Source organism: Bradyrhizobium sp. Ce-3 (genome assembly GCF_022835695.1).
Classification (GTDB): Bacteria; Pseudomonadota; Alphaproteobacteria; order Rhizobiales; family Xanthobacteraceae; genus Bradyrhizobium.
On record NZ_BQUV01000016.1, the window covers coordinates 1 to 24,682 of the forward strand.

20 protein-coding genes are annotated in these 24,682 nt (G+C 65.0%); 8 read left to right on the forward strand and 12 right to left on the reverse strand.

Annotated elements, in window-relative coordinates; translation table 11 throughout:
- Window positions 1-232 precede the first annotated feature (232 nt).
- The gene (locus BRSPCE3_RS35300; RefSeq protein WP_244071669.1) at window positions 233-424 is read right to left on the reverse strand and encodes a hypothetical protein; all 192 of its coding nucleotides are present in this window, start codon (window positions 422-424) and stop codon (window positions 233-235) included.
- Between the two features lie 932 nt (window positions 425-1,356).
- Between BRSPCE3_RS35300 and BRSPCE3_RS35305 the strand changes: the two genes are divergently transcribed.
- Complete coding sequence (locus BRSPCE3_RS35305) at window positions 1,357-3,486, forward strand: RDD family protein (protein WP_244071671.1); 2,130 nt, start codon at window positions 1,357-1,359, stop codon at window positions 3,484-3,486.
- Window positions 3,487-3,594: 108 nt separating this feature from the next.
- Here BRSPCE3_RS35305 and rpmB read toward each other — a convergent pair whose 3' ends face one another.
- Entirely contained in the window at window positions 3,595-3,903 is a 309-nt protein-coding gene (rpmB, locus tag BRSPCE3_RS35310; RefSeq protein ID WP_095731635.1) for a 50S ribosomal protein L28, read from the reverse strand.
- Between the two features lie 355 nt (window positions 3,904-4,258).
- On the opposite strand from rpmB, the gene BRSPCE3_RS35315 reads away from it, so the two are divergent.
- The 5 genes from BRSPCE3_RS35315 (at window position 4,259) to BRSPCE3_RS35335 (ending at window position 11,220) form a co-directional block, all read left to right on the forward strand.
- Window positions 4,259-5,089 carry a DUF3108 domain-containing protein gene (locus BRSPCE3_RS35315; protein WP_375710009.1) on the forward strand — a complete coding sequence of 277 codons (831 nt, stop codon included), beginning with the start codon at window positions 4,259-4,261 and terminating at the stop codon, window positions 5,087-5,089.
- Between the two features lie 602 nt (window positions 5,090-5,691).
- On the forward strand, window positions 5,692-9,246 hold the full coding sequence (locus BRSPCE3_RS35320) for a helicase-related protein (protein WP_244071673.1): 3,555 nt from the start codon (window positions 5,692-5,694) through the stop codon (window positions 9,244-9,246).
- A 71-nt stretch (window positions 9,247-9,317) separates the two neighbouring features.
- A complete protein-coding gene (locus BRSPCE3_RS35325; RefSeq protein ID WP_244071675.1) occupies window positions 9,318-9,587 on the forward strand; it encodes an RNA-binding S4 domain-containing protein in 270 nt (89 codons plus the stop codon).
- 84 nt (window positions 9,588-9,671) lie between these two features.
- Window positions 9,672-10,010 (forward strand): ferredoxin FdxA, encoded by a 339-nt coding sequence (gene fdxA / locus BRSPCE3_RS35330; RefSeq protein WP_016844914.1) that lies wholly within the window; start codon window positions 9,672-9,674, stop codon window positions 10,008-10,010.
- A gap of 421 nt (window positions 10,011-10,431) precedes the next feature.
- On the forward strand, window positions 10,432-11,220 hold the full coding sequence (locus BRSPCE3_RS35335) for a CarD family transcriptional regulator (protein WP_375710006.1): 789 nt from the start codon (window positions 10,432-10,434) through the stop codon (window positions 11,218-11,220).
- 446 nt (window positions 11,221-11,666) lie between these two features.
- On the opposite strand, the gene BRSPCE3_RS35340 is transcribed toward BRSPCE3_RS35335, so the two are convergent.
- Genes BRSPCE3_RS35340 through cyoA form a run of 7 tightly spaced genes read right to left on the reverse strand, consistent with a single transcriptional unit; the run spans window position 11,667 to window position 18,590 of the window.
- Window positions 11,667-12,203 (reverse strand): response regulator transcription factor, encoded by a 537-nt coding sequence (locus BRSPCE3_RS35340; RefSeq protein ID WP_244071679.1) that lies wholly within the window; start codon window positions 12,201-12,203, stop codon window positions 11,667-11,669.
- Window positions 12,193-13,575: an ATP-binding protein gene (locus BRSPCE3_RS35345; RefSeq protein ID WP_375710007.1), complete on the reverse strand. Its 1,383-nt coding sequence runs from the start codon at window positions 13,573-13,575 to the stop codon at window positions 12,193-12,195. The genes BRSPCE3_RS35340 and BRSPCE3_RS35345 overlap by 11 nt, the downstream gene beginning before the upstream one ends.
- Window positions 13,547-14,377 carry an SURF1 family protein gene (locus tag BRSPCE3_RS35350; RefSeq protein WP_244071735.1) on the reverse strand — a complete coding sequence of 277 codons (831 nt, stop codon included), beginning with the start codon at window positions 14,375-14,377 and terminating at the stop codon, window positions 13,547-13,549. Before BRSPCE3_RS35350 ends, BRSPCE3_RS35345 begins: the two co-directional genes overlap by 29 nt.
- 2 nt (window positions 14,378-14,379) lie before the next feature.
- Window positions 14,380-14,784: a cytochrome o ubiquinol oxidase subunit IV gene (gene cyoD, locus BRSPCE3_RS35355; RefSeq protein WP_244071681.1), complete on the reverse strand. Its 405-nt coding sequence runs from the start codon at window positions 14,782-14,784 to the stop codon at window positions 14,380-14,382.
- Window positions 14,781-15,413, reverse strand: coding sequence for a cytochrome o ubiquinol oxidase subunit III (gene cyoC / locus BRSPCE3_RS35360; RefSeq protein ID WP_244071682.1), 633 nt, complete (start codon window positions 15,411-15,413; stop codon window positions 14,781-14,783). Before cyoC ends, cyoD begins: the two co-directional genes overlap by 4 nt.
- Entirely contained in the window at window positions 15,410-17,413 is a 2,004-nt protein-coding gene (gene cyoB / locus BRSPCE3_RS35365) for a cytochrome o ubiquinol oxidase subunit I (protein ID WP_244071684.1), read from the reverse strand. Before cyoB ends, cyoC begins: the two co-directional genes overlap by 4 nt.
- Window positions 17,414-17,423: 10 nt before the next feature.
- Window positions 17,424-18,590, reverse strand: coding sequence for a ubiquinol oxidase subunit II (gene cyoA / locus BRSPCE3_RS35370; protein ID WP_244071686.1), 1,167 nt, complete (start codon window positions 18,588-18,590; stop codon window positions 17,424-17,426).
- Between the two features lie 242 nt (window positions 18,591-18,832).
- On the opposite strand from cyoA, the gene BRSPCE3_RS35375 reads away from it, so the two are divergent.
- Window positions 18,833-20,125 (forward strand): MFS transporter, encoded by a 1,293-nt coding sequence (locus BRSPCE3_RS35375; RefSeq protein ID WP_244071688.1) that lies wholly within the window; start codon window positions 18,833-18,835, stop codon window positions 20,123-20,125.
- Between the two features lie 111 nt (window positions 20,126-20,236).
- Here the strand turns inward: BRSPCE3_RS35375 and BRSPCE3_RS35380 are convergent, their stop codons facing one another.
- Window positions 20,237-20,995 carry a transporter gene (locus BRSPCE3_RS35380; protein WP_244071690.1) on the reverse strand — a complete coding sequence of 253 codons (759 nt, stop codon included), beginning with the start codon at window positions 20,993-20,995 and terminating at the stop codon, window positions 20,237-20,239.
- 277 nt (window positions 20,996-21,272) lie between these two features.
- On the opposite strand from BRSPCE3_RS35380, the gene BRSPCE3_RS35385 reads away from it, so the two are divergent.
- Window positions 21,273-21,674 (forward strand): cytochrome c family protein, encoded by a 402-nt coding sequence (locus BRSPCE3_RS35385; RefSeq protein WP_244071692.1) that lies wholly within the window; start codon window positions 21,273-21,275, stop codon window positions 21,672-21,674.
- A 232-nt stretch (window positions 21,675-21,906) separates the two neighbouring features.
- On the opposite strand, the gene BRSPCE3_RS35390 is transcribed toward BRSPCE3_RS35385, so the two are convergent.
- Both BRSPCE3_RS35390 and BRSPCE3_RS35395 read right to left on the reverse strand, forming a co-directional pair.
- Window positions 21,907-23,400 (reverse strand): M48 family metalloprotease, encoded by a 1,494-nt coding sequence (locus BRSPCE3_RS35390; protein ID WP_244071694.1) that lies wholly within the window; start codon window positions 23,398-23,400, stop codon window positions 21,907-21,909.
- Between the two features lie 56 nt (window positions 23,401-23,456).
- The gene (locus BRSPCE3_RS35395) at window positions 23,457-24,251 is read right to left on the reverse strand and encodes a thermonuclease family protein (protein WP_244071696.1); all 795 of its coding nucleotides are present in this window, start codon (window positions 24,249-24,251) and stop codon (window positions 23,457-23,459) included.
- Window positions 24,252-24,682 lie beyond the last annotated feature (431 nt).

The following is a 24,682-nucleotide window of genomic DNA, read 5'->3' on the forward strand; positions in this document are numbered from 1 at the left end:
GGCGGGAGACCGAGCCGGCTCACGGCGTCAAGCGCCAAGGACCCAACGGCTTCCCGCCCACCCCATCATGACAGACTTTCCAGACACAGGGACCCATAACCACTAAAATGTGCCGTTACATGGAATGTTGCCCCAGCGCTCTAACCGATAAATAGCCGGGGTAATGGGTCCCGGCCCCCGTGCGCAACTGCGCACTCCGCCGGGACGACGATGATGGGATAGAGCTCCGGCCTTACCGGTACCGCACGCTGCCGGTCGTGACCGGATCGGTCGGCAGCACCGTGGCGCCGGCGCGGCTGGCGGCGGCTGAGGTGATCATGCCGGGCTGTCCCGCCGCCTGCACATTGCGGGGCGGGCTGAATTCGAGGACGACGAGGGCCGCCGTCGCGAGCACCGCCACGGTGGCGGTTGCAATCGCAGGCACCAGTCTTCCGCGCGTAGCGGCTGCGCGAACTTGCATTGACGTATTCCTTTATCGGGGTCGTTCTTTGGACGTGATGTAGGAACGGCCAGGCTTCTTCCCAAGAGTGCGGCGCACATGCCTCACAATCAGTTGTACCCGCCGTGACGTCCGTCACGGTGATCGAGACGATGCAGGCTTGGCCACATCGAATCGCATTCGTGTCGGACGGCTTGTTTGCACACTAATAGTTGGAAGAGATCGTGGCGTTTTGCATGCGCCTCATGCGCTCGTGATGATGCGCGTGATGTTGTGATTAACGGCGCTACGACAAGCGGTTTTTGCCGTGATTTAGAGGCTTTCTTCGCAGTGCGCCGTGCACGCGTTAAGGCTTTCTTCATGCGCTTTCGACGCATCACGCAATGATTCGCGCGGGATGGAAGCGATGACACCGCTGTCATTGGCAGCAGCTGTCATCGGGTGTGCAAAGAGATCGGCGCGGTAGCTTCAGCGAACGCGGAGAGCAATCTATCTCTCGCTGCGCGAGACGGTGGACGATTTTACTTCACGTGTCATTGCGCGAAGAAGAATCCATTCGGCCTCACTCGCGCGCGCATGGTGATCGGATCAATTCATCTGTCTGGCAGAGGGAGCGTGCGCTCCTGGTCTTGCGGCGCGCCCATCTCGCGCGCCCTCGTGTCCACCCGCAGCCAACGTCTGCGATGATCCCTATGCGCCCCGCTCAGGGGAGGCGGGACGGGCTGTTCGGGCCGTTTTCAGAGATCAGGAATATTTTCTTGGCAAGGGTGCAGTTGATGTATCATATTGAAGATACTAGTTAAATTGCTTCCTTGGCGCATTCGGCCCTAAGGCGGCCACCGCTAAACTACGGGCAGTTGTGACAACTTGCCACGGCAACCGAATTTCGGCACCATGCTGTCGCTGCGTGTCCGGGCATGTTGTGGGATGCGGGCAGGCCCTGCTGGGCCGGTTTTCTTTGGCAGTTTGACTTGAGTGATCCTGCAACCGATCCCTCCCTTGAATTTGCAAAGGGTGTGGCGTGCGAACGCGGTGGCGTCTGGCGCCGCGTGGCGGCGTTCACGATCGATCTCGCCATCGCAACGCTGTTGCTTCAGGTGCTGGCGTTTGCGTTGTATCCCGCGACCGGCGGGCGCGTGCAGTTTGCTGGCGGCTTCATGCTGCTCTATTGCGACAAGCTCGCGGCTCTCCCCGAAGGCTTCACGGTCCCAACCGATTTCGTCCCCACCACGATCGCGGATTGCCGGCAGGGTTTGTTTCAGCTGACTTCGGCGCGCGTGCTGAACGTGATGCAGGTCAGGCAGAACGGCGCTCTCACGACGACGAAGCAGATCACGTTCCTGCGGGATGTCGCGGGCAAGCCGGTCGCGCAACCGATCCTCGGATTGTTGTGGCTGCCGTTGTTGTTCGTGCTGCGTCTGTTGTTCGATCGCCGGAATGGCACGCCCGGACGTCGGCTGCTCGGCGTCCGTCTCGCGGAGGCTGCAACCGGGCGCTATCCACCGGCACCGCCCGACGTGATTAAGCGCTATCTGCTGCAGGCGCTGCCGCTCGGACCCTTCGTCATCCTGCCGGTGCTGCTGAATCTGCTTGACGTCGAGATCAATCCGTTCGGCACTGCCTGGTGGATCATGATGACCGTGCCCGCGATCTGCGCCGGCGTCGGCCTCCTGATTGCGCTTCACGCGGTCATCTATCGCCGCGAGGCGTTCTACGATTCCCGTGCGGGGACAGGTGTGGTGCGGGTCGGCGAACGCAGCATGACGGGGCCGTCAGCGCAGCAGGTGCCGCCGCCGCCGTCACTCGTCGCGGGGGAGCAAGCCGTTGCCGATGCGCTCGGCATTTTGCCCGCCGATCTTCCCGCATCATCGTCCATTGTATTGCCGCCGCCTCTCCCACGGCGAGCCAATTACCTCGTGCGGCACTGGCGCGGCGAGCTGTCGCTGCCGGTCTCCTATTGGGTCAACGGCACCGTGCTCGGCGCCGGCCTCGGCGTTGTGATCGGCGTGCTCGGCCACGTGCTCAACGAGCGCGGCAGCGAGTATCTGGTGTTGTGGCTGGTCTCGGTGATCGCGATCTGGGCGTCGATCGTGCTGCTGCGGATCTGGGTGACTGTCGGCGTCTGGCGTGCGGCCTCGCACTACCAGGCGAGCGGCAAGTCGTTCTGGGGCGGCGCAGCCAAGGTCGTCACCACGCTCGGTGTGGCGTACGTCGCCTATAGCTGCCTGTTCGTGGCGGCCCCACAGATCGCTGGCGTCTATGAGATCGTTACCGGGGATACGCGTGTCGGGCCGCACCAATTTCGCGTGCTGGCAAACGGCAGGGGGCTGGAATTCTCCGGTGGCATCACCTTCGGTGTCGCCCACGAGCTTGAGACCCTTCTCGACGCGATGAGTAGTGTCAGGACGGTGCAGCTCAACTCGATCGGCGGGCGCATGCGCGAGGCGCAAAAGATGGCCGACCTGATCAAAGCACGCGGACTTAACACCTACGTCGCACTGAGCTGCCTCTCAGCCTGCACGGTGGTGTTTCTCGGCGGCAAGGAGCGCGTGCTGCTCGCGAGAAGTGGCAAGCTGGGCTTTCACCAGACCTCGTTTCGCGGCATGACGGCCCTCGACCGCCAGGCTGCGATCGAGACGGAGATCGCGCGGCTGCGGGGCTTCGGCCTCAGCCGCGCATTCGCCGAGCACGTCACCGCGACGCCGCCCAGCAGCATGTGGTATCCCGATCAGAATGAACTGCTGCGCGAAAAGGTAGCCACGCGGCTCTATGTCCCGGCGCCGAGCAAGCCTGCGGGCGGAAGCACGCCGCCGGCGACCGCAGCGCCCGAACCGTCTGCTGCGGAGGGCGGCGCGACACCTGCGGCAGCGGCAAATCCGACCACTCCGTCCTCAACCGGTGCAGATCCTGCGACGCCGGGCCAGCCGACGCAGATACAATCCGGCACATATCAGACTGGTCGTGCGTTTATTCCGGCTGAGCTGATGAAGCGACTGACGGCGAAGCCAGTTGCAAAGGCAACCACGACTGAGACGCCGAAAAACTGAAGGGCCGCGCGTGACTGTGGCTTCACTCGCTCAAAACAAAAACAGCCGGGTCATCGACCCGGCCGTTCAAAACTCTCTTCCCGCGAAATTCCGCTCTCGCGGTCGCGCTCAGCTCGCCTTCTTCACCGGGGCCGGCTTGCCGATCTTCTTCTCGATCGCGCGCTTCAGATCGAGCGCGCGGGGCGAGAGCACGTCGGCCTTGGCCTTGAGCAAATAGGCGTCGAGGCCGCCATTGTGGTCGACGCTCTTCAGCGCGTTGGTCGAGACGCGCAGGCGCACGTTGCGGCCGAGCGCATCCGAGATGAAGGTCACGTTGGCCAGGTTCGGCAGGAAGCGCCGCTTGGTCTTGATGTTGGAGTGGCTCACCTTGTGGCCCGTCTGGGGGCCCTTGGCCGTCAGTTCGCAGCGCCGGGACATCTTACAAAATCCTTATTGCATCCCCGCCTCTCTGCCAGGCGTGCAATCACACGGCCCGCGCGGGGGTTTTGAATTCGCGTCCATTTTCCAGGAACCGCGGGTGTATAGGGGCAGAATGAGAGAGCGTCAAGATTATATCGCCGCATGGGGGTACCGGGAAACGGGTGGTTCATAAGCCGTTCCAGCCACTTAACGGCAGATATGGCAACCATATAAAGGGCGTATTCGGCTGCAAGTCTTGGTTCCATAAGAGATGCGCGCGTTGTCCGGCCGATGTGATTGCCCAAATGGACGACGAACAGAGCGCCGATAGCAGGACCGTCAGGTAGGTTAAGTGACCACCGCAATTGCCATTTTGCCCCCGCTCGGCCGGCTCCTCGGCCTGTGCGCGGGCGCATTGCTGCTGTTCTGTGCCGAGCGTGCCAGCGCGCAGGGTCGGCTCGACGCCCACTATGAGGCGACCTTGGCCGGTATCCCGGTCGGCAAGGGCACCTGGACCATCGAAATCGGCGACGACACCTTCTCGGCCACGGCCCAGGGCGGCACCGCAGGGCTCCTGAAGGCGTTTTCCGGCGGAAGCGGCTCGGGCGCCTCGCAGGGCCGCGTCGTCAACGGGACGCTGGCGGCCTCCTCCTACACCGCGACCACCACCACTTCGAAGAAATCCGAGACGATCCGGATGGTGCTCGCCAATGGCGGCATCAAGGACTCCGCGATCGAGCCGGAGCCGCCTGTCGATGCCGACCGCCTGCCGGTGACCGAGGCGCAGAAGAAGAACGTGTTCGATCCGATGACCGGCTCGTTCCTGCGCGCGCCCGGCAATGCCGAATTGATGAGCCCGGATGTCTGCCGCACCGGCGCCGGCGTGTTCGACGGCCGCATGCGCTACGACCTCAAGCTCGATTTCAAGCGGGTCGAGATCGTCAAGGCCGAGCGCGGCTATCACGGCCCGGCGCTGGTCTGCGCGCTCTATTTCGTGCCGATCTCCGGCTACATCCCGGATCGCCCCGTGATCAAATATCTCGCCGCCCAGCGCAACATCGAGATCGCCTTCGTGCCGATCGCCGGCACCCGTTTGCTGGTGCCGTTCCGCATGACGATCCCGACCCCGCTCGGCCAGGCCATGCTGGAAGCGACCTCCTTCGTCACCACCGCCGCGCCGCCGCGCGTGGCGAAGACGCAGTAGCCTCTCTACCTTCTCCCCTTGTGGGAGAAGGTGGCGTGGACGCAGTCCACGCCGGATGAGGGGTCTCTATCCGCGGAGACAGACCCCTCACCCGGCGCCTGCGGCGCCACCCTCTCCCACAAGGGGAGAGGGTACTTCGGAGGCGCTGCGCGAGCACCAAGGCATGCAACAAACGTCACCGGAATCCAGTTGACTCTTGGTCGCTTCTGATTCGACTCGCCCGCCCCTGGAACTTAAGGAATTCAGTCCGCATATCCCGTGCTTGTGGAGCCCTCTCAAACTTGATCTAGTGCCGCCGCCATGAAGCCTACCCGAGATGTTGCGGTGAACGTTTCAGGCCCGGAATGGAGTCAGCGATTCGGCCGCGATTCGTTCTAGAGTCGTTCCGAAGCTTAAGGGCGGCGCGGAAAGCGTCGCATTGTGAGACAGATTTTGCCGCAGATGGCGTCGATGATCGATCAGTTTCCGGATTTCAGCGTCATTGCGAGGAGCGAAGCGACGAAGCAATCCACTATCGCGGCAAGCGGTCCGAATGGATTGCTTCGCTTCGCTCGCAATGACGGCTGACAGTCAGCTGCCGTAACAAGAAACACCTGCAAAAAATGGTTTTCTCAACTTCGTTCGGAAATGACCGCGTGCCCGGTGCGGGCGTCACTGCGGTGCTGGGGCCGACCAACACCGGCAAGACGCATCTTGCGATCGAGCGCATGCTGGCGCATTCGTCGGGCCTGATCGGGCTGCCGCTGCGGCTGCTCGCGCGCGAGGTCTACAACAAGATCGTCGATCGCGCCGGCGTCGACAACGTCGCCCTGGTCACCGGCGAGGAGAAGATCAAGCCGAAGGCGCCGCGCTTCTGGGTCTCGACCGTGGAAGCGATGCCGCGCGATCTCGACGTCTCGTTCCTCGCGGTCGACGAGATCCAGATCGCCGCCGATCTCGAGCGCGGGCATGTGTTCACCGATCGCATCCTCAACCGCCGCGGCCGCGACGAGACGCTGCTGCTGGGCGCTGCGACGATGCGGCCGATGATCGAGCGGCTGCTGCCTGGCGCCTCGATCGTCACGCGGCCCAGATTGTCGCAGCTCGAATTCGCCGGCGACCGCAAGATCACGCGGCAGCCGCGCAGGACGGCGATCGTCGCGTTCTCGGCGGACGAGGTCTACGCGATCGCCGAATTGATCCGCCGCCAGCATGGCGGGGCGGCCGTGGTGCTGGGCTCGCTGTCGCCCCGCACGCGCAATGCGCAGGTTGCGATGTTCCAGAACGGCGACGTCGATTACCTCGTCGCCACCGATGCGGTCGGCATGGGGCTCAATCTCGACGTCGATCACGTCGCCTTTGCCTCCGACCGCAAATACGACGGCTACCAGTTCCGCCGGCTGACGCCAGCCGAGTTCGCGCAGATCGCCGGCCGCGCCGGGCGCGCCACGCGCAACGGCACCTTCGGCACCACGGGCCGCTGCGCGCCGTTCGAGCCGGAGCTCGTCAACGCGCTGCAGAACCACACCTTCGACAGCGTCAAGATGCTGCAATGGCGCAACGCCAAGCTCGATTTCGCATCGCTCGGCGCGTTGCAGGTGTCGCTGGCGCTGACGCCCAATCATGAGGCACTGACGCGGGCCCCGGTGGCCGAGGATGTGCGGGTGCTCGAACATGTCGCACGCGACGCCGAGGTGCGCGAATGGGCGCATGGCGCCAAGGCCGTGGAGCGGCTGTGGGAGGCCTGCCAGGTTCCGGACTACCGGAAGCTATCGCCGGCGGCCCATGCCGAACTCGTGACCACGCTGTATGGCTTCCTGATGCAAAAGGGGCGTATCCCTGACGCATGGTTTGCCGCCCAGGTCGACCAGGCCAACCGGACCGACGGCGATATCGACACGCTATCGGGCCGGATCGCGCAGATCCGGACCTGGACCTTTGTTGCCAACCGGCCCGACTGGCTCTACGACCCGGACCACTGGCAGGGGATCACGCGCGAGCTCGAAAATAAATTATCCGATGCGCTGCATGAACGGCTCACGGAGCGTTTCGTTGACAGGCGGACCAGTGTATTGATGCGCCGCCTGCGGGAGAACTCAGTTTTGAATACGGAAATTGGCAAGACCGGCGAAGTGATCGTGGAAGGCCACGTGATTGGCCGGCTCGATGGTTTCACCTTTGCACCTGATGCGGCCGAGGCCGGCAGCGACGCCAAGGCGCTGCAAGCCGCCGCCCAGCAGGTGCTGGCGCGCGAGATCGATACGCGTGCCGAGAAGCTGGGCGCCGCCCCCGACGAGCAGTTCGTGCTGACCTCCGACGGCACCATCCGCTGGACCGGCGATGCGGTGGCGAAGCTCGTCGCCGCCGACGCCGCGCTGCATCCGCGGCTGCGCATCATTTCCGACGAGCGGCTGACCGGCGCCTCGCGCGAAGCTGTCCAGACCAGGCTCGATCTCTGGCTCAAGACGCACATCGAGAAGCTGCTCGGGCCGCTGTTCGAACTGTCCAAGGCCGAGGATCTCCAGGGCATCGCGCGCGGCATCGCCTTCCAGCTGGTCGAGGCGCTCGGCGTGCTCGAGCGCAGCAAGATCGCGGCCGAGATGAAGGATCTCGACCAGCCCTCGCGCGCGGCGCTGCGCAAATACGGCGTGCGGTTCGGCGCCTATCACATCTATTTCCCGCAGCTCCTGAAGCCCGCGGCGCGTTCGCTGGCCTCGCTGCTGTGGGCCGAGAAGCAGAGCAATGTCGACATGGCTGCGCTCTCGAATGTGCAGCATCTGGCGTCGAGCGGCCGCACCTCGTTCCCGGTCGACAAGACCTTGCCGCGCGACGGCTATCGCGTGCTCGGCTATCGCCAGTGCGGCGAGCGCGCGGTGCGCGTCGACATCCTGGAGCGGCTCGCCGACCTGATCCGCCCCGCTTTGGCCTGGCGCGAGACCTCACCGGGCGAGAAGCCCGCAGGCGCGTTCGACGGCCGCGGCTTTGTCGTGACGCAAGCGATGACCTCGCTGACCGGCTCCGCCGGCGAGGACTTTGCCTCGATCCTGCGCGCGCTCGGCTACCGCATGGACCGCCGTCCGCCGCTGCCGCCGAAGCCCGTGGAGGCCACACCGGCGGAGACCACGGAGGCCGTGGCCGAGAGCACCGAGACGGTCGCTGCCGAGACGCCGCCGGTCGAGGCGACGTCCGACGCCGCCGTGGATGCGCCGGTGGATGCCGCTGCCGAGGTCACCGCCGACGCGCCGGAGGCCGCCACCGATCAGCCGGTGTCCGGCGATCCCGCGCCGTCGGCTGCCCTATTGCCCGATGTCGGCTTTGCCGAGGTGGTGTCCAGCGAAGCGACCCCGGTCGTGATCGAGACCCATCAGGATGCGGTGGCCGAGCGTGTCGCGCCGGTCGACGCGCCCGCTGTTGCCGAAACGCCCGTCGTTGAGGCCGCTTCTGCTGAAGCTCCTGCTGCTGAAGCTCTCGCCGAGCCCGTGCCGGCCGTGGAAGCCGCTGCCGAGACGCCGGCTGACGCCGCAGAGGCACCGTCAGAGCCCGTTGCCGAAGCGCCTGCGGAGACCGCGATCGCTGACGCCGCGCCCACCGAGGCCGCTCCTGCCGCCGCTGAGGCGCCGGCCGAGCCTCAGATGGTCGAAGTCTGGCGGCCCGGTGGCCGCTCCGACGAGCGCCGTCCGCATCATCGTGGTCACGACCGCAACCGCGGCCGCCATCAGAACAAGCCCGCCGAGGGCGCGCAGGCCGCCGAAGGCGGCGCTGAGGGCGAGAACAAGCGCGAGCAGCATCGCCGTCCGCGCCGTCACCAGGATTTCCGTGTCCCGCGTCCAGGCGCGCCGGCGGATCCGTCGGCTGCGCCCGCTGAGGGCGCGCAGGCCCGCGACAATCGTGACGACAAGGGCCCGCGCCGCGAGCGCTTCGAAGGCAAGGGTCGCGATCGCGACAATGAGCGTCGCCGCGACAACAAGGTCGGTGGCGATCGCAAGGGCGAGCGCGGCGATCGTGACCGCGGCGGCCGCGATTTCGGCAAGGGCGGCCGCGACAAGCGCGAGGGCGGCCCGTCGCATCGGCCCTACGCCTCGAGCGCACCGCGCGAGCGCGACCGTCCGATCGATCCGAATTCGCCGTTTGCCAAGCTCGCTGCGCTGAAAGAGCAGCTCGCGGGCCGGAAGGAATAATCCAACACTGCGTTTTCGAGCGAAGCGGGCACCGCGTCGCGTGAAGACAGCGCGTCAGACATAGAAGTCCTTTGGACAGACAGCGCCTCGACAAATGGCTGTGGCATGCGCGCGTGGTGAAGGCCCGCACCAGCGCGGCCGAGCTCGTCGCATCGGGGCATGTCCGCATCAACGGCACGCGCGAGAAATCGCCGGGCCATGCGGTGAAGGCGGGCGACGTCGTCACCGTCGCGCTCGACAACAGCGTCCGCGTGCTGAAGGTCACGGGCTTTGCCGAGCGGCGCGGCGACGCCGCCTCGGCGCGCGTGCTTTACGAGGATTTGCAAGGAGGCAAGGAATAGCTATTTAGGGCCAGCAATTCCTTGCGGGCCAGGTATTCCTGCGCTACCCAACCCCAGAAAAACTGGATCGTTTCGGAGTTTTGGATGACCTACGTCGTCACTGAAGCCTGCATCAAGTGCAAATATACCGACTGCGTCGAGGTCTGCCCCGTCGATTGCTTCTACGAGGGCGAGAACATGCTGGTCATCCATCCCGACGAATGCATCGATTGCGGCGTGTGCGAGCCGGAATGCCCGGCTGACGCCATCAAGCCGGACACCGAGCCGGGCCTGGAAAAGTGGCTCGAGGTCAACCGCGACTACGCCAAGAGCTGGCCGAACATCACCCAGAAGAAGGACTCGCCCGAGGACGCCAAGGAGTGGGAAGGCAAGGAAGGCAAGTTCGAGAAATATTTTTCTCCGAATCCGGGCAGCGGCGACTGATTCGTCAGTTCCGGCCGGGACTACCCCGATAGGGGCGGGCCTGGGCCCGCCGCGGCTCTGCGTTCGGGCCGCGATTTAACCCTAATGACGGACATATGACCTGAGGATGCCCTGTTATGCCCGGAATCGGGCGTAAACCATTGATTTTTGCGGAAAATGTGCTATATCTGCACCATTACAGGCCAAGAACCCCCTGCCATGCGTACCTTGTGGCTTCGAGGTTCCCGCAAACATCGAACAGGGGCGTGGCAGTTTCCGCGCGCAGGCTGTGTCACAGAAAACGCGTAAAAAGAGTGCTTCAAAGACGACGAAAAAAGCCGCTGTCGTTGCCCGCAGCGCAACCAAGGGCCGTGCCAAGGCGTCCGTGAAGGGGGCCAAGAAGGCGGCGGCTGCAAAGTCCTCAAAGAACAAAAGAAGCGTGATGCCAGAAAAGACTGCCAAGACTGCCGCGAAAGTGGCAGCTGCGAAGCCCGCTGCTGCGAAGGTCGCCCCGAAGACTGTTGCTGCGCCGAAGCCGGCCGCCCCGAAGGCTGCCGTCCCCGCCGCTGCTCCGAAGGTTGCCGCCAAGCCGGCCGCCGCGCCGCCCCCGGCAGAGAAGAAGGTCGTGACCCAGCGCCAGGGCTTCAAGGCCAATGAATTCGTGGTCTATCCCGCCCACGGCGTCGGCCAGATCCTGGCGATCGAGGAGCAGGAGATCGCGGGCGCCAAGCTCGAGCTGTTCGTGATCAACTTCATGAAGGACAAGATGACGCTGCGCGTCCCGACGGCGAAGGTCGCCAATGTCGGCATGCGCAAGCTGTCGGAGCCGGCGCTGGTCAAGAAGGCGCTGGAGACGCTGAAGGGCCGCGCCCGCGTCAAGCGCACCATGTGGTCGCGCCGCGCCCAGGAATACGAAGCGAAGATCAACTCGGGCGACATCGTCGCGATCGCCGAGGTGGTCCGCGACCTCTACCGCTCGGAATCGCAGCCCGAGCAGTCCTACTCTGAACGCCAGCTCTATGAAGCGGCGCTCGACCGCCTGTCGCGCGAGATCGCGGTCGTGCAGCACTCGACCGAGACCGAGGCGATCAAGGAGATCGAAGGCCAGCTCGCCAAGAGCCCGCGCCGCGGCGCCAAGGCCGAAGCCGAGGGTGAAGGCGAGGGCGATGCCGACGGCGAGGATGCCGACAGCGAAGGCGACGACACCTCCGTTGAGGACGAAGCCGCCTGAAAGAGTTCGACGGATTGAAAACAAAAGCCCGGTCGCAAGACCGGGCTTTTTGTTTGTGGCTGCGACTGGATGCAGGCGGCCTTGCCGCGCCGTGCGCTCAGTACGAGCGCTGCTTGATGCCCCAGCGGCCGTTCTCTGACGTCACGATCCACAGATTGCGGTGGCGGCGCGCTTCAATACACCGGCGATGATAGCAGCAGCAACGGCGCGTCGGATCCGTACCCCGTTGCGCTGCGCTTCATCCGGGCTACAGGAGCTATTGTATCCGTCTGAGGTGCGAGCCTTGCAGCGCATTTGCGCTGCTGGGCGAGCCTCGAAGGATGCACGGCCCGGATGTCTCCAAGCGCACGCGGACATAGCGGGCCCGTCGCCCTTCGAGACGCGCTGCACGCTCCTCAGGGTGACGGTGAGGTACTTTCCGGGGCCGGCAATCTCCGTCAGAGCAGCTACTTCACCCGCTGCTTCTCGAGCTTCCTTGCCAGCGTGCGGCGGTGCATGCCGAGGCGGCGGGCGGCCTCTGAGATGTTGAAATCGGTCTCGATCAGGGTCTGGTGGATGCGCTCCCATTCCAGCGTCTTGATCGAGGTCGGCCGCGCGCCGACCTCGATGGCGGCGTTGCCTTGCGCTTTAAGGAATGCGGCCTCGATGTCGTCGGTGTTCGACGGTTTTGCGAGGTAATGGCAGGCCCCGAGCTTGATCGCCTCCACTGCGGTCGCGATGCTGGCGAACCCGGTCAGCACCACGATCAGCATCTCCGGATCGTGCGCATGAAGCGCCTCGACGCAGGCAAGGCCGGAGGCGCCGCCGGCGAGCTTGAGGTCGACGACGGCATAGCCGGGCGATTGCTGCTCCAGCAGCTCACGGACCTCGTCGAGCGAGGCCGACACCGCGACGCCATAGCCGCGGCGCTCGAACGAGCGCTTCAGCGTGCGGGCAAAGCCTGCATCGTCCTCGACGATCAGGAGCTGGCGTTCATCCGTCAAGCGGGTCTCCAATCGCGAGCATCGAGAGCGGCAGCTCGAGCTTGACCGCGGCGCCGATGTCCGGCCGGTTGCGCGCGATCACAACGCCACCCAGCTTGCGCACCACGTTGACCACCAGGAACAGGCCGAGGCCGCTGCCGGGGCTGCCCTTGGTCGATTGATACGGCTTGCCGACATGCGCCAGCATCTCGCGCGAGAAGCCCGGGCCGCGATCGGTCACCGACAGCACGAGCTTGTCGGCATTGCGCTCGGCCATCAGCTCGATCCAGTCGCGCGAGACCTCGGCGGCATTGTCGAGCACGTTGAAGATCGCCTGCTTGAGCGCGACGTCGGAGACGATGGCAAGATCGGTGCCGAACGCGTTGCGGAAATACAGCGTGGCCGACGGCCGCGTCGTCCGCCACTCCTCCACCAGCGCAGTCAGGAACGCCGCCACCGTGGTCGGCGAGGAGCCTTCGCCGCGGGCTTCGCCGGCCGACAGCAGGATGCCTGTCACGATCGACTTGCAGCGCTGCACCGAGATCTCCATCTCGCCGAGGTCCTGTGACATTTCAGGGTCGGAGGCGAGCGCCGGCATCCGCCGCCAGTCGCCCAGGATCACCGAGAGTGAGGCGAGCGGAGTGCCGAGCTCATGCGCGGCGCCGGAGGCCAAGAGGCCGATGCGGACGATGTGGTCCTGCTCGGTGGCGTGCTGGCGCAGGGCGGCTAGGCGGAGGTCGCGGTCGCGCAGGTTGCGGTTGATCCGGGTCATGAACACCACCAGCAGCACGGCGTCGAGCACGAGGCCGATGAAGGTGCCGGCGATATAGAGATTGAAGGCCTCGGCAAAGCCCTGCGGCAGCTCCAGCGGCCGGTAGTAGCTGGTCAGCCAGGCGAAGTTCATGCAGACCAGCGCCACCAGCGACCAGGTCGAGGGCGCATCGAGCAGCACCGCGCCCAGCGTCACCTGCAGCAGATAGAGCGAGGTGAAGGGGTTGGTGGCGCCGCCGCTGAGATAGAGCAGGACGGTGAGCGCCGCGACGTCGAGCGCCAGCGCGACCAGCAGCTCGCGGTTGTTGATGTCGGCGCGGTAGCGCAGCCACAGCAGGCTGACGAGGTTGAGCGCCACAAGCCCCGAGATCACGGCGGCCATCGCCAGCAGCGGCAGCGCGACGCCCATCCAGAACTGGACGAAGCCGATGGTGACGATCTGGCCGATCACCGCGATCCAGCGCAGCTGGACCAATAGGGCCATGTTCTTGCGATTGGTCGCGATGTCGGCGGGGGCTGCGAGATCGAACGGCATGCCGGCAGCCGCGCTCACGGCGGACGGCATCACGGCCGTTCCGGTCGCGGCTTTCTCCTCATGCAGATCCGACGTGCGTTCGAGCATCTGGGCCTGTGTCGCGGGATAAATTGTGGGCTGCGCCGATCAGGCGGCGCACGGCGGCGCGTCGTGGATCCCACCTTGAACTGGAGGCGCCGGCGCGGCCCCTGCCGTTGACGATGCGCAGGAGCGCGCCGGCCAGCATAAAGGCCAGCGCGAACCATGTCAGCGCGTAAATCAGGTGGTTGTTCGGAAACCGCACGATCGTGAGCCCGCCGAGCGGAGTGCCGCCTGGGTTGGGCGTCGCATCGGCGTCGACGAAGAACGGGGCCACCTGCGACAATCCGTGCGTGGCGGCGATCGCGGCGACATCGCGGGAATACCAGCGGCCCGCCGCGGGATCGTTGCTGCGCAGGAAGCCGCCCTCGGGCTCCGAGATCCGCAGCAGTCCGGTGACGCTGACGGCGCCTGACGGGTTGCCATCGCGCCGCGTCGCCGGATCGCGCCGGTCAGGTGGAACGAAGCCGCGGTTGACCAGCACCGTGGTTCCGCCGGCCATTTGCAGCGGGGTCAGCACCCAGAAGCCGGGACCGTCCGTCGTGACGGCCTGCACCAGCGTCTCTTCGGTATTGAGGAAGGTGCCGTGCACGGTGACGCGGCGGTATTCGTCGCTCGCTGCCGTCACCGCCGGCCATGACGCTTGCGGCGGGGGCGCTGTTGGCGCCGCATGCATGCGCTGCTCGACCCGTTCGATCAGCGCCAGCTTCCAGGTTCGGCGTTCGATCTGCCAGATGCCGAGCGCGCTCAGCAGCACCACGCCCAGCATGCCGAGCGTAAGCAGCGCAAGCGATGGTCTGGCAGACCGCATCGTCACGGCATCTGGCTCATGTCGTGGACCGGCATCATGTTGATGTTGAGGTGATGCATGACCCACAGCGAGCCGGTCAGCGCGATCACCACCATGATCACGGTGAAGATCATCGCCATCATGGTCCAGCCGTTCTCGGACCGCGTGTTCATGTGCAGGAAGTAGATCATGTGGACCACGATCTGCACCGCCGCCAGCACCAGCACGATCAGCGCGGTGACCGCCTTGTCGGCGATCGCACCGGTCATCACCAGCCAGAACGGCACCGCAGTGAGGATCACCGAGAGGCCGAAGCCGATCAGATAGCTCTTCAGCGAGCCGTGGGCCGCGCCGCCATGGTCATCATGGCCGTGGCCGCCGGCATTGGCGTCGAGGGTATGAGCGTCGGCGTGAGAATTTGTTGTCATCGCAGCATTCCCAGGAGGTAGACGAAGGTGAAGACGCCGATCCAGACCACGTCGAGGAAGTGCCAGAACATCGACAGGCACATCAGCCGGCGCCGGTTGGCCGTGGTGAGGCCGAAGCGCGCAGTCTGCACCATCAGCGTCACCAGCCAGACCAGGCCGAAGGTGACGTGCAGGCCGTGGGTGCCGACCAGCGTGAAGAACGACGACAGGAAGGCGCTGCGCTGCGGCGTCGCGCCCTCATGGATCATGTGGGCGAACTCGGTGAGCTCGATGCCGAGGAAGGCGAGGCCGAACAGCCCCGTGATCGCGAGCCAGAGCTGCGTCTGTCCGATCCTCGATTTCTCCATCGTCAGCATGGCAAAGCCATAGGTGATCGAGGACAGCAGCAGCATCGTGGTGTTGAGCGCCACCAGCTTGAGGTCGAACAGGTCTTTCGGCGCCGGGCCGGCGGCGTAGTTGCCTCCAAGCACGCCATAGGTCGCAAACAGCATCGCGAAGATGAGGCAGTCGCTCATCAGGTAGATCCAGAAGCCCAGCATGGTGCTGGCGCCTTCCGGATGATCGTGCTCGTCGACGACGTGGAAGACCGGCTCGGAGTCTTGAGTGGTTATGGTTGTCGCTACGCTCATGTCTGGGCTCCCGCGGCGAGAACGCGTGTCCGCGCGTCTTCAGCCCGCACCACCGCATCCGCCGGGATGTGGAAGTCGCGGTGATAGTTGAAGGTGTGGCCGATCGCGACCGCGAGCAGCGCAACGAAGCTGACGGCGGCGAGCCACCAGATGTACCAGATCAGCGCGAACCCCATCACCGTCGCGAAGCCCGCGAGGATGATGCCGGTGCCGGTGTTGGACGGCATGTGGATCGGCCTGAAGCCGGTCAGCGGCCGCTTGTAGCCGCGGCGCTTCATGTCCCACCAGGCGTCGTTGTCGTAGACCACGGGCGTGAACGCGAAATTGTAGTCCGGCGGTGGCGACGAGGTGGCCCATTCCAGCGTGCGCGCGTTCCAGGGATCGCCGGTGGTGTCCTTCAGCTGCTCGCGTCTGAGGATGCTGACCGCGAACTGCATCAGCATCGCGCCGATACCGAGCAGGATCAGGAAGGCGCCGAAAGCCGCGATCACGAACCAGATCTGCAAGGACGGATCGTCGAACACGCGGAGCCGGCGGGTCACGCCCATCAGGCCGAGCACGTAGAGCGGCATGAAGGCGAAGTAGAAGCCGGAGACCCAGAACCAGAACGACAGCTTGCCCCAGAACGGATCGAGCCTGAAGCCGAACGCCTTCGGGAACCAGTAGTTGATGCCGGCGAACAGGCCGAACAACACGCCGCCGATGATCACGTTGTGGAAATGCGCGATCAGGAACAGGCTGTTATGCAGCACGAAATCGGCCGGCGGCACCGCGAGCAGCACGCCGGTCATGCCGCCGATCACGAAGGTCAGCATGAACGCCACCGTCCACATCATCGGCAGCTCGAAGCGGATGCGGCCGCGATACATCGTGAACAGCCAGTTGAACATCTTCGCGCCCGTCGGGATCGAGATGATCATCGTGGTGATGCCGAAGAACGAGTTGACGCTGGCGCCGGAGCCCATCGTGAAGAAGTGATGCAGCCAGACCAGGTAGGACAGGATGGTGATGACGACGGTGGCGTAGACCATCGAGGTGTAGCCGAACAGCCGCTTGCCGGAGAACGTCGCGGTCACCTCGGAAAAGATGCCGAACGCGGGCAGCACCAGGATGTAGACCTCGGGATGGCCCCAGATCCAGATCAGGTTCACGTACATCATCGGGTTGCCGCCGAAGTCGTTCGTGAAGAAGTTGGTGCCGACGTAACGGTCGAGCGACAGCAGCGCCAGCACCGCGGTCAACACCGGGAAAGAGGCGACGATCAGGACGTTGGTGCAGAGCGAGGTCCAGGTGAACACCGGCATCTTCATCATCGTCATGCCCGGCGCGCGCAGCTTGACGATGGTGCAGACCAGGTTGATGCCCGATAGCGTCGTGCCGACGCCGGCGACCTGGAGTCCCCATATGTAATAATCGACGCCGACGTCAGGACTGTAGCCGATGTTGGACAGCGGCGGGTAGGCGAGCCAGCCGGTGCGGGCGAATTCGCCGACGAACAGCGACATCATCACCAGCACGGCGCCGCCGACCGTCATCCAGAAGCTGAAATTGTTGAGGAAGGGGAAGGAGACGTCGCGGGCGCCGATCTGCAGCGGCACCACGTAGTTCATCAGGCCGGTGACCAGCGGCATCGCCACGAAGAAGATCATGATCACGCCGTGGGCGGTGAACACCTGGTCGTAGTGATGGGCGGGGAGATAACCGTCGGAGCCGTTGAAGGCGATCGCCTGCTGCAGGCGCATCATCAGCGCGTCCGCGAAGCCGCGCAGCAGCATCACGATGCCGAGGATCATGTACATGATGCCGATGCGCTTGTGGTCCACGGTGGTGAACCATTCGCGCCACAGATAGCCCCAGAGCCGGAAGTAGGTGACGAGGGCGAACAGCGCGAGGCCGCCGGTCGCGACCACCGCGAAGGTGCCGACCAGGATCGGCTCGTGCAGGGGCAGCGCGTCCAGATTGAGACGGCCGAAGATCATCTTGACGAGATCGGGGTTCATGCGGTCCTCCTCAGGACTCTGATTTCGGACGCTGGCCGAGCAGCAAGGATGTCGATGACGGATGCGCCGGCGAGAACGGCGGGCGCTTCAGCCCGACACCACGCAGCGGCGTCAGGTCGAGCGGCGCGAGAACGTCGCGCGACGGCGCGTCCTTGATCTCGTCCATCGAGCAGATGCCGGCGACGAAGGTCGGCTCCGTGCCGAGCGGCGCGCCGCGGCGGGCGTATTTGTCGTAAGTGAGCGGCAGCGTGTTGTTGAGGCCTTCGCGGCCGAGGCCGCCCTTGGCGTCGATCGCCATCATCTCGCTCATGCACATCTTGCCGGGCTCGACGCACATGTTGAGGATCGCCTTGTAGAGATCGCGATCGACGGTGCCGTAGAGCCGGACCGGATCGTTCTGGCTCGGGCGCTCGAGCTGCAGATAGTCGGTGCGGCCGAGCATGTTGGTGCTCGCCTTGGCATTGGCGACCCATTTGTCGAAGCCCGTGGCCGACAGGCTCTTGAAGTCGAAATGCATGCCGGAGAAGCCGGCGCCGCTGTAATTGGCGGAGAAGCCGCGATAGGTGCCTGCCTTGTTGGAGACCGCGTGCAGCTTGGTCTCCATGCCGGGCATGGCGTAGATCTGGCCGGCCAGCGCAGGGATGTAGAACGAGTTCATCACCGACGACGCCGTGATGCGGAAGCGGATCGGGCGATCGACGGGAGCCGCGAGTTCGTTGACGGCGGCGACGCCGTAATCCGGGTAGATGAACAGCCACTTCCAGTCGAGCGCGACCACCTCGACATTGAGCGGGGCGTCCTTGCTCTCGATCGGCTTGTCGGCGGCGATGCGGCCGAGCGAGCGGTAGGGATCGAGCAGGTGGGTGCCCATCCAGGTCAGCGCGCCGAGGCAGATGATGATCAGCAGCGGCGCCGACCAGATCACGAGCTCGAGCTGGGTGGAGTGATCCCAGTCCGGCTCGTAGGGGGCCGCGGTGTTGGACTGGCGGTAGCGCCAGGCGAAGAACACGGTCAGCGCCATCACCGGAAGCACGATGATCAGCATCAGGATGGTGGAGATCACGACGAGGTCGCGCTGCTGGATGGCGACGTCGCCGGCGGGGGCAAGGACGACGAAATCGCACCCGCCAAGGAGCGCCGCGAACGGCAATAAGGCCAATAATTTCAAGGCGCGCACGGCTCACCCCACTTGAATTTTATGAGTTCGGCCAAGGGGTAGCTGCGATGCAGCAATGTTGACATTGGACAATTTGTCCAATGTTGCACTGCGGGATAGGAGGTCAGAAGGTGAGGTGGACCGCGTGGCAAAACCTGCCCGTGGCCTCATCGAGTTCGAGCACGGTCGGTTCGGAAAACCGGTTTCCACGTTTCCGGATCATGCTCCAAAGGACGGTTCTCCGGATGGCACAGGCCCCAGCAATGGCTCACGGCACCCCGACGGCTTCAGGTCGCGGGCACGCGAAACCCGGCGAAATCGCCATCGGCGTCATCATCGGGCGCACCTCGGAATTCTTCGACTTCTTCGTCTACGCGATCGCCTCGGTGATCGTGTTTCCGAAGCTGGTGTTTCCGTTCGTCAACGAGCTGACCGGCACGCTCTATTCATTCGGCATCTTTGCGCTGGCCTTCGCCGCGCGGCCGCTCGGCACCGTGATCTTCATGGCGGTCGACCGCCGCCACGGCAAGGGCGCCAAGCTCGTCATCGCGCTGTTCCTGCTCGGCACCGCCACGGTCGCGCTCGCCTTCCTGCCCGGCTACGACACGATCGGCGCCGCGGCGATCTGGCTCCTGGCCGCCGCGCGCGTCGTGCAGGGCATCGCCTGGGGCGGTGCGTGGGATGGTCTCGCCTCGCTGCTCGCGATGAACGCGCCGGCCAATCGCCGCGGCTGGTACGCGATGGTGCCGCAGCTCGGCGCGCCGCTCGGGTTGATCGTGGCGAGCGCGCTGTTCGCGTTCTTCGCCGGCAACCTGTCGGCGGATGATTTCTTCGATTGGGGCTGGCGCTATCCGTTCTTCGTTGCCTTCGCCATCAACGTGGTGGCGCTGTTCGCGCGGCTGCGCATGGTGGCGACCGATGAATATTCCGAGCTGTTCGAAAGCCGCGACCTCGAGCCGGCGCCGGTCGGCGAGACCGTCGCGCAGGAGGGCCGCAACATCCTGCTCGGCGCCTTCGCACCGCTGGCGAGCTTTGCCCTGTTCCACATGGTCACGGTGTTTCCGCTGTCCTGGGTGTTCCTGTTCACCAAGGAAAGCCCGGTGCGCTTCCTGATCATCGAGATGATCGGCGCCATGGTCGGCGTCGTCGCGATCATCGCCTCCGGCATGATCGCCGATCGCGTCGGCCGCAAGCCGCTGCTCTTGGGCTCGGCGGTCGCGATCGCGGTCTATAGCGGCTTTGCCCCGCAGCTGCTCGATGCCGGCGCGTTTGGTGAGACGGTCTACATGGTGCTCGGCTTCGTGCTGCTCGGCCTCTCGTTCGGCCAGTCGTCGGGCGCGATCGCCTCGAACTTCGCGCGCAGCTATCGCTACACGGCTTCCGCGCTGACCTCGGACTTCGCCTGGCTGTTCGGCGCCGGCTTCGCGCCGCTCGCGGCGCTGTTGCTGGCGACGCATTTCGGCCTGATCTCGGCCGGTGCGTATCTGTTGTCGGGTGCGGTGTGGACGCTCTTGGCGCTGTGGCTGAGCGGCCTGCGCGAAGCGGAAGTCAATTAGATCCTGTAGCCCGGATGCAGCGAAGCGAAATCCGGGACCAGTGCAGCCGCTGATAGTTCTGTCCCGGATTGCGCTGCGCTCCATCCGGGCTACGAAGCGTGATTGGATCGACTAGCGAAACAGCCCGTCGACGCGAAATGAATACCCCAGGCCCACGATATAGTTCGGCGAATTGCGGTTGAGCCCGAACGCGACGTGAATGTCGAGCTGCTGGGTCGGTGTCAGATGGTACATGCCGCCGGAATTGATCAGCTGGGTCGGCCGCGCACCGTCGGGATAGTCGCCGACATATTCGGTGAACACGCTGATCCGTTCGGTCAGCTTCCGCTCGATCACGAAGGTTGCTTCCGACATGTGCTGGCCGGTCAGCTCGGCGGGACGGAAGAATTCCGTGAACATGCCGCTGACGCCCCAGCCGTCATGCAGCTCCCATGACCATGGCAGCTGGATGTAGGGCTGCGCGCCGCGCCCGGCGATGGCGGCCGCGCCGGTCGGCAGCGCGACGCCGGCGGTGATCGAGAGGTCGATCTTCCCGGGCACCGGGCTGATCTGCCATTTGATGGCAGGCGCGACGTCGGAGAAGCCCGAGGCGCCCGGCGACTTCAGCGTGCCGGCATAGCTCGGCAGGTCGACCAGCACTTCGAGGCAGGGCGCGATGCCGAGCCGCCAGCGGCTGTTGCTGCCGTCGATGCTGCGGCCACTGTTGCGGCCGGTCAGGTTGACGCCGTTCTCGTTCTGCAGGCTCCCGACCGGCACGACGATACTCGAATTGGTGACGTCGGGCCGATCGGTCGCAATTTCGTCGCTCGGCTTGGGACAGCCGTCCGCGCGCGCGGCGGTGGCTGCTGCGAGTGTGAGCGCAGCAAGCACGCACCCGAGTTCGGCAAGTCGAGCGACGGCGCCGTGCCGATTGTGAAACACTGGGGATGCTCCAAAAATCCGGCGCCGCTGCGGAGGTGGCAGCCTAGTCGTAGATCGGCTGACGATGCGGATATTCCTCGCGGGCGGCAAAAAACTTCAACAACGAGTGCGATTGTCGGCGATTGATGCGGCCGGCGTCCAGCGCAAATACGGCCGGCGGAATTTCCGGGAATAGAACGGCGGCCCGGCTGCTCCTGTTGTGGTGGCAAACAGGAGACTCCCGGGAATGACCATTCGTTCGATCGCAGGCGTGCTGGCGCCGCGGCAGGCCAAAATCGCCGCGATGGCGGCCATCGCGATCTTGCTCGCCCTGAATAGTGCCCGCGCGGCGGGCGATCCGGCGCGTGGCGCCACGCTGTACCAGGGTTGCGGCGATTGTCATTCGATCGAGAAGAACGACGTCGGTCCGATGCATAAGGGGGTCGTCGGCCGCCTTGCCGGCTCGGTCGCGGGCTACAATTACTCGCCGGCGCTGAAGAATTCGAAGATCGTGTGGACCGAGGCCAATCTCGACAAATGGCTGACCGGTCCGGACGCGATGGTTCCGGGCACCAAGATGTTTTACGAGGTGCAGGATCCGAAGGATCGCGCCGACATTATCGCCTTCCTCAAGGAGAAGGCGAAGTAGGGTTTCTCGTAGCCCGGATGCAGCGAAGCGAAATCCGGGACTTTCCTCCACGGATGCATTTCCCCGGATTACGCTTCGCTGCATCCGGGCTACGGCTGCGAAAGCAGGGACCCATCACCACAGGATCATGTTGTTGGGGCGCGCTGTGGCCCCGGCTTTTTCCATCAATCGATAACGGTGGTTATGGGTCCCGGCCTTCGCCGGGACGACGGTGGTGAGGGGGCGCGCCGCCTCAATCCACCACGATCTTGACGCGGTCGCGCGGTTTCACCTGGGCGTGGGCGTCGAGGCCGTTGAGCACGCGGAAGCGCTCGGCCGGGTGATCGACGCCGGCCATGCGGTGCGACAGCGATTCCACGGTGTCGCCGGGCTGCACGTTGATGACCTTGATGCGCAGCGGGCGCGCGGCCTGGATCTCATCGAGGGTCAGGCGGCGGAACGAATTGACGGTCTCGCGCGCGTTGCGTTCGCTCTCGGTGCTCTTCTGCTTGGCGGCGAAGATGAAGCGGTAGACGTCGCTGCCGAAGCGCAGCGCGTAGACCTTGAACTGCCACTGGTCGCCATGCGCGGTGGCCGACGCCGCCGGAAAGCCGTTGATGTTGATGTCCTCGGTCGAGGATTTCTCGACGCCTTCCATCCAGCCGGAATTCAGATAATCGCCGAGCGACTGTTCGGCCGGCACCCGCACGACGTCGAAGCGCATCGCCTGGCTGCCGCCCTCGCGCACGCCGATCACCGCCTGCGCGGTGTTGTCGAGCGTGAAATTGTCCGGCGCGGTGAAGGTGAAGCCGAGCTTGGGATGCAGGAAGCGGCGGCCGCGCACGAAGCCTTCGCTGGGGTCCTCGCCATAGACGATGTTGTCGATCGCGGCGAGATAGGTCTCGCGGTCGCGGTCGTTGTTCTCGGGCGATGAGTATTGCCGCGCGGTGGTCTGCGCATTGTTGATGCGCTCCGGTGTTGCCGGATGCGACGAGGTGAAATCCTGCGCCCGCGGATCGAGCGCGGTCTTGCCGATCTTGAGCGCGGCATTGCGCTCCATCGCGGTCAGGAAGCGCGCCGCGCCGTAGGGATCGAAATGCGCGCGCGCCGCAATGCCGACGCCGATGCCGTCGGCTTCGAACTCCTGCTGCCGCGAGAAGCTCGCCATCGTCAGCTTGGTCTTGGCGAGCGCCAGCGCCGTGAGATCGGGATCGGTGCTCATGTCGGTGACGACGCGCGTCACCACCGCCGCCTGGCGCGCCTGGTCCTCGCGCATCGCGGCATGCTTGGCCAGCACATGCGCCATCTCGTGGCTCAGCACCGAAGAGAGCTCGGAGGTGTCGCTGGCGAGCGCGATCAGGCCGCGGGTGACGTAAAGCTGGCCGGTCGGCAGCGCGAAGGCGTTCACCGCGCCGGAATTGAGGATCGTCACCTTGTAGGCCTGGTCGGGCCGCTCGGAGGCGGCGACCAGCCGCTCGACGGTCTTGCTGATCAGCGCCTCGAGCCTCGGGTCGTCATAGGCGCCGCCATAGGACGACAGGATGCGCTCATGCTCGCGCTCGCTATTGGGCGTCTGCTGCACCACCCGGTTCGGCTTCACCGGCGCCGCCGCCGCGGTCGGCGTGGGTTGCTCGAAGCGGCCGATGTTGCCGCAGGCCGACAGCGTCAGGGCCGCGCAGACGAGTACAGGCGCTGCCAAAAGGCTGCGGCCAGTCCCATCTTCACGCCGTCCAGCGCGTTCAATCACGTCAAAAACTCACAAATTGTCCCGCGAAGCGGCTGGGCCGTGGCCTGAAGGCCCCCCTAGTTCCCGCCGAGCACTTCAATCTGCCCCACCCGGAGCAACTCGATTCGTGGCCCACGTCGTGCTTCCACCCAGCCTCGCACACGAATCCTACGATTTTCCAGAGACTTGGGCGAAAGCCCGGCCGCCTCGAACGCAGGGACTATGCGCCTTGAAATAGTCAGAGCAAAGTCCCGTGTCCAGTTTCGGCCGAAATTCAGGTAGGTCGTCGCCCCCGCCTGACGCACGGTCAAAACCCGGCCCTCGACCACTGTAAAGCGCCCGATCCCGGCCAAAATATCGTCGGGACTTTCGGCGTTTTTTATGACCGTGGCCTCGGCCCAGGTTCCCGATCGGGCGGTCCGCGCCGCGCCCTCCGCCGTCATCAGCGCCGTGGCGCAGTCCTTGTCGGCGATCTCGGACGACACCAATGCGAGGCCCTGGCGCAGCAACTCACCCTGCACGGGCAGCTCTTGGCCTTCGAGGAACGCGTAGGCCTGCTGCCGGCCGTAGCGGTCCGGCGTGTCGTCCTGGCCGCGCAGCGTCACGTCACGGCCGACCAGCAGGGCCGTCAGAGCTGCCGTGGCTTTTGTCCGGTCCGCGACCTCGATGCCGGCGAGCTTGACCTCGCGACCATCGTCGAGCCGAAAGCTGCGCGCATCGACCACCGCGGCCACGCGACCCTCGCCCTGAATCTCGAAATTGCATCCGGCGGCTTCGGCGCGTCCGATGCATGCGCCGATCGCGAGCGCGCAGGCTGTCGTTGTCACCGCTCGCAGGCGGCAACGCCATGCTCTATCGCGTGGTGGCGTCATGCTGCACTCGTCGCTCCGGCACGCTCCGGTCGGAGCGTCCTTGCCGAGACAGTCTGACGGAAAGATCGCCTCTGAGCCACAAGCGAAGCGAGGCCGCATCAGCGGGGCCGACCGTGATGCGGCGACGCATGGCCGATCGATTCCTTGCGGCGCTTCTCATCGCGCGCAGCCACCAGAGCCCTGTTTCACATCGATGCATGGCCGCTGCGGGACCAACGCGTCTCGTATGTCCCTTGTCGTGCCGAAAATTGCGGTCCGAGTCGCGTAAGCGCGGCCTTCGCGCGCATCAACCTTACCTTTTGACCATCGCGACTCCGTGCGCGGAATGAGAATTCGTTATTGTTGCCAATGACTTGCGATGAGAGGTAACTAATCAGCAATTTTTTGAAACAGCGACCCATCGTGATCGCTCATTGATATTGCCGAGGGCT

Excerpts from the sequence above, each read along its gene's own strand:
- BRSPCE3_RS35305 (WP_244071671.1), top strand. The coding sequence starts at position 1,357 with ATGTTGTGGGATGCGGGCAGGCCCTGCTGGGCCGGTTTTCTTTGGCAG.
- rpmB (WP_095731635.1), bottom strand. The coding sequence starts at position 3,903 with ATGTCCCGGCGCTGCGAACTGACGGCCAAGGGCCCCCAGACGGGCCAC.
- BRSPCE3_RS35320 (WP_244071673.1), top strand. The coding sequence starts at position 5,692 with ATGGTTTTCTCAACTTCGTTCGGAAATGACCGCGTGCCCGGTGCGGGC.
- fdxA (WP_016844914.1), top strand. The coding sequence starts at position 9,672 with ATGACCTACGTCGTCACTGAAGCCTGCATCAAGTGCAAATATACCGAC.
- BRSPCE3_RS35335 (WP_375710006.1), top strand. The coding sequence starts at position 10,432 with ATGCCAGAAAAGACTGCCAAGACTGCCGCGAAAGTGGCAGCTGCGAAG.
- BRSPCE3_RS35345 (WP_375710007.1), bottom strand. The coding sequence starts at position 13,575 with ATGCTCGAACGCACGTCGGATCTGCATGAGGAGAAAGCCGCGACCGGA.
- BRSPCE3_RS35350 (WP_244071735.1), bottom strand. The coding sequence starts at position 14,377 with ATGCGGTCTGCCAGACCATCGCTTGCGCTGCTTACGCTCGGCATGCTG.
- cyoD (WP_244071681.1), bottom strand. The coding sequence starts at position 14,784 with ATGACAACAAATTCTCACGCCGACGCTCATACCCTCGACGCCAATGCC.
- cyoC (WP_244071682.1), bottom strand. The coding sequence starts at position 15,413 with ATGAGCGTAGCGACAACCATAACCACTCAAGACTCCGAGCCGGTCTTC.
- cyoB (WP_244071684.1), bottom strand. The coding sequence starts at position 17,413 with ATGAACCCCGATCTCGTCAAGATGATCTTCGGCCGTCTCAATCTGGAC.
- BRSPCE3_RS35375 (WP_244071688.1), top strand. The coding sequence starts at position 18,833 with ATGGCTCACGGCACCCCGACGGCTTCAGGTCGCGGGCACGCGAAACCC.
- BRSPCE3_RS35385 (WP_244071692.1), top strand. The coding sequence starts at position 21,273 with ATGACCATTCGTTCGATCGCAGGCGTGCTGGCGCCGCGGCAGGCCAAA.
- BRSPCE3_RS35395 (WP_244071696.1), bottom strand. The coding sequence starts at position 24,251 with ATGACGCCACCACGCGATAGAGCATGGCGTTGCCGCCTGCGAGCGGTG.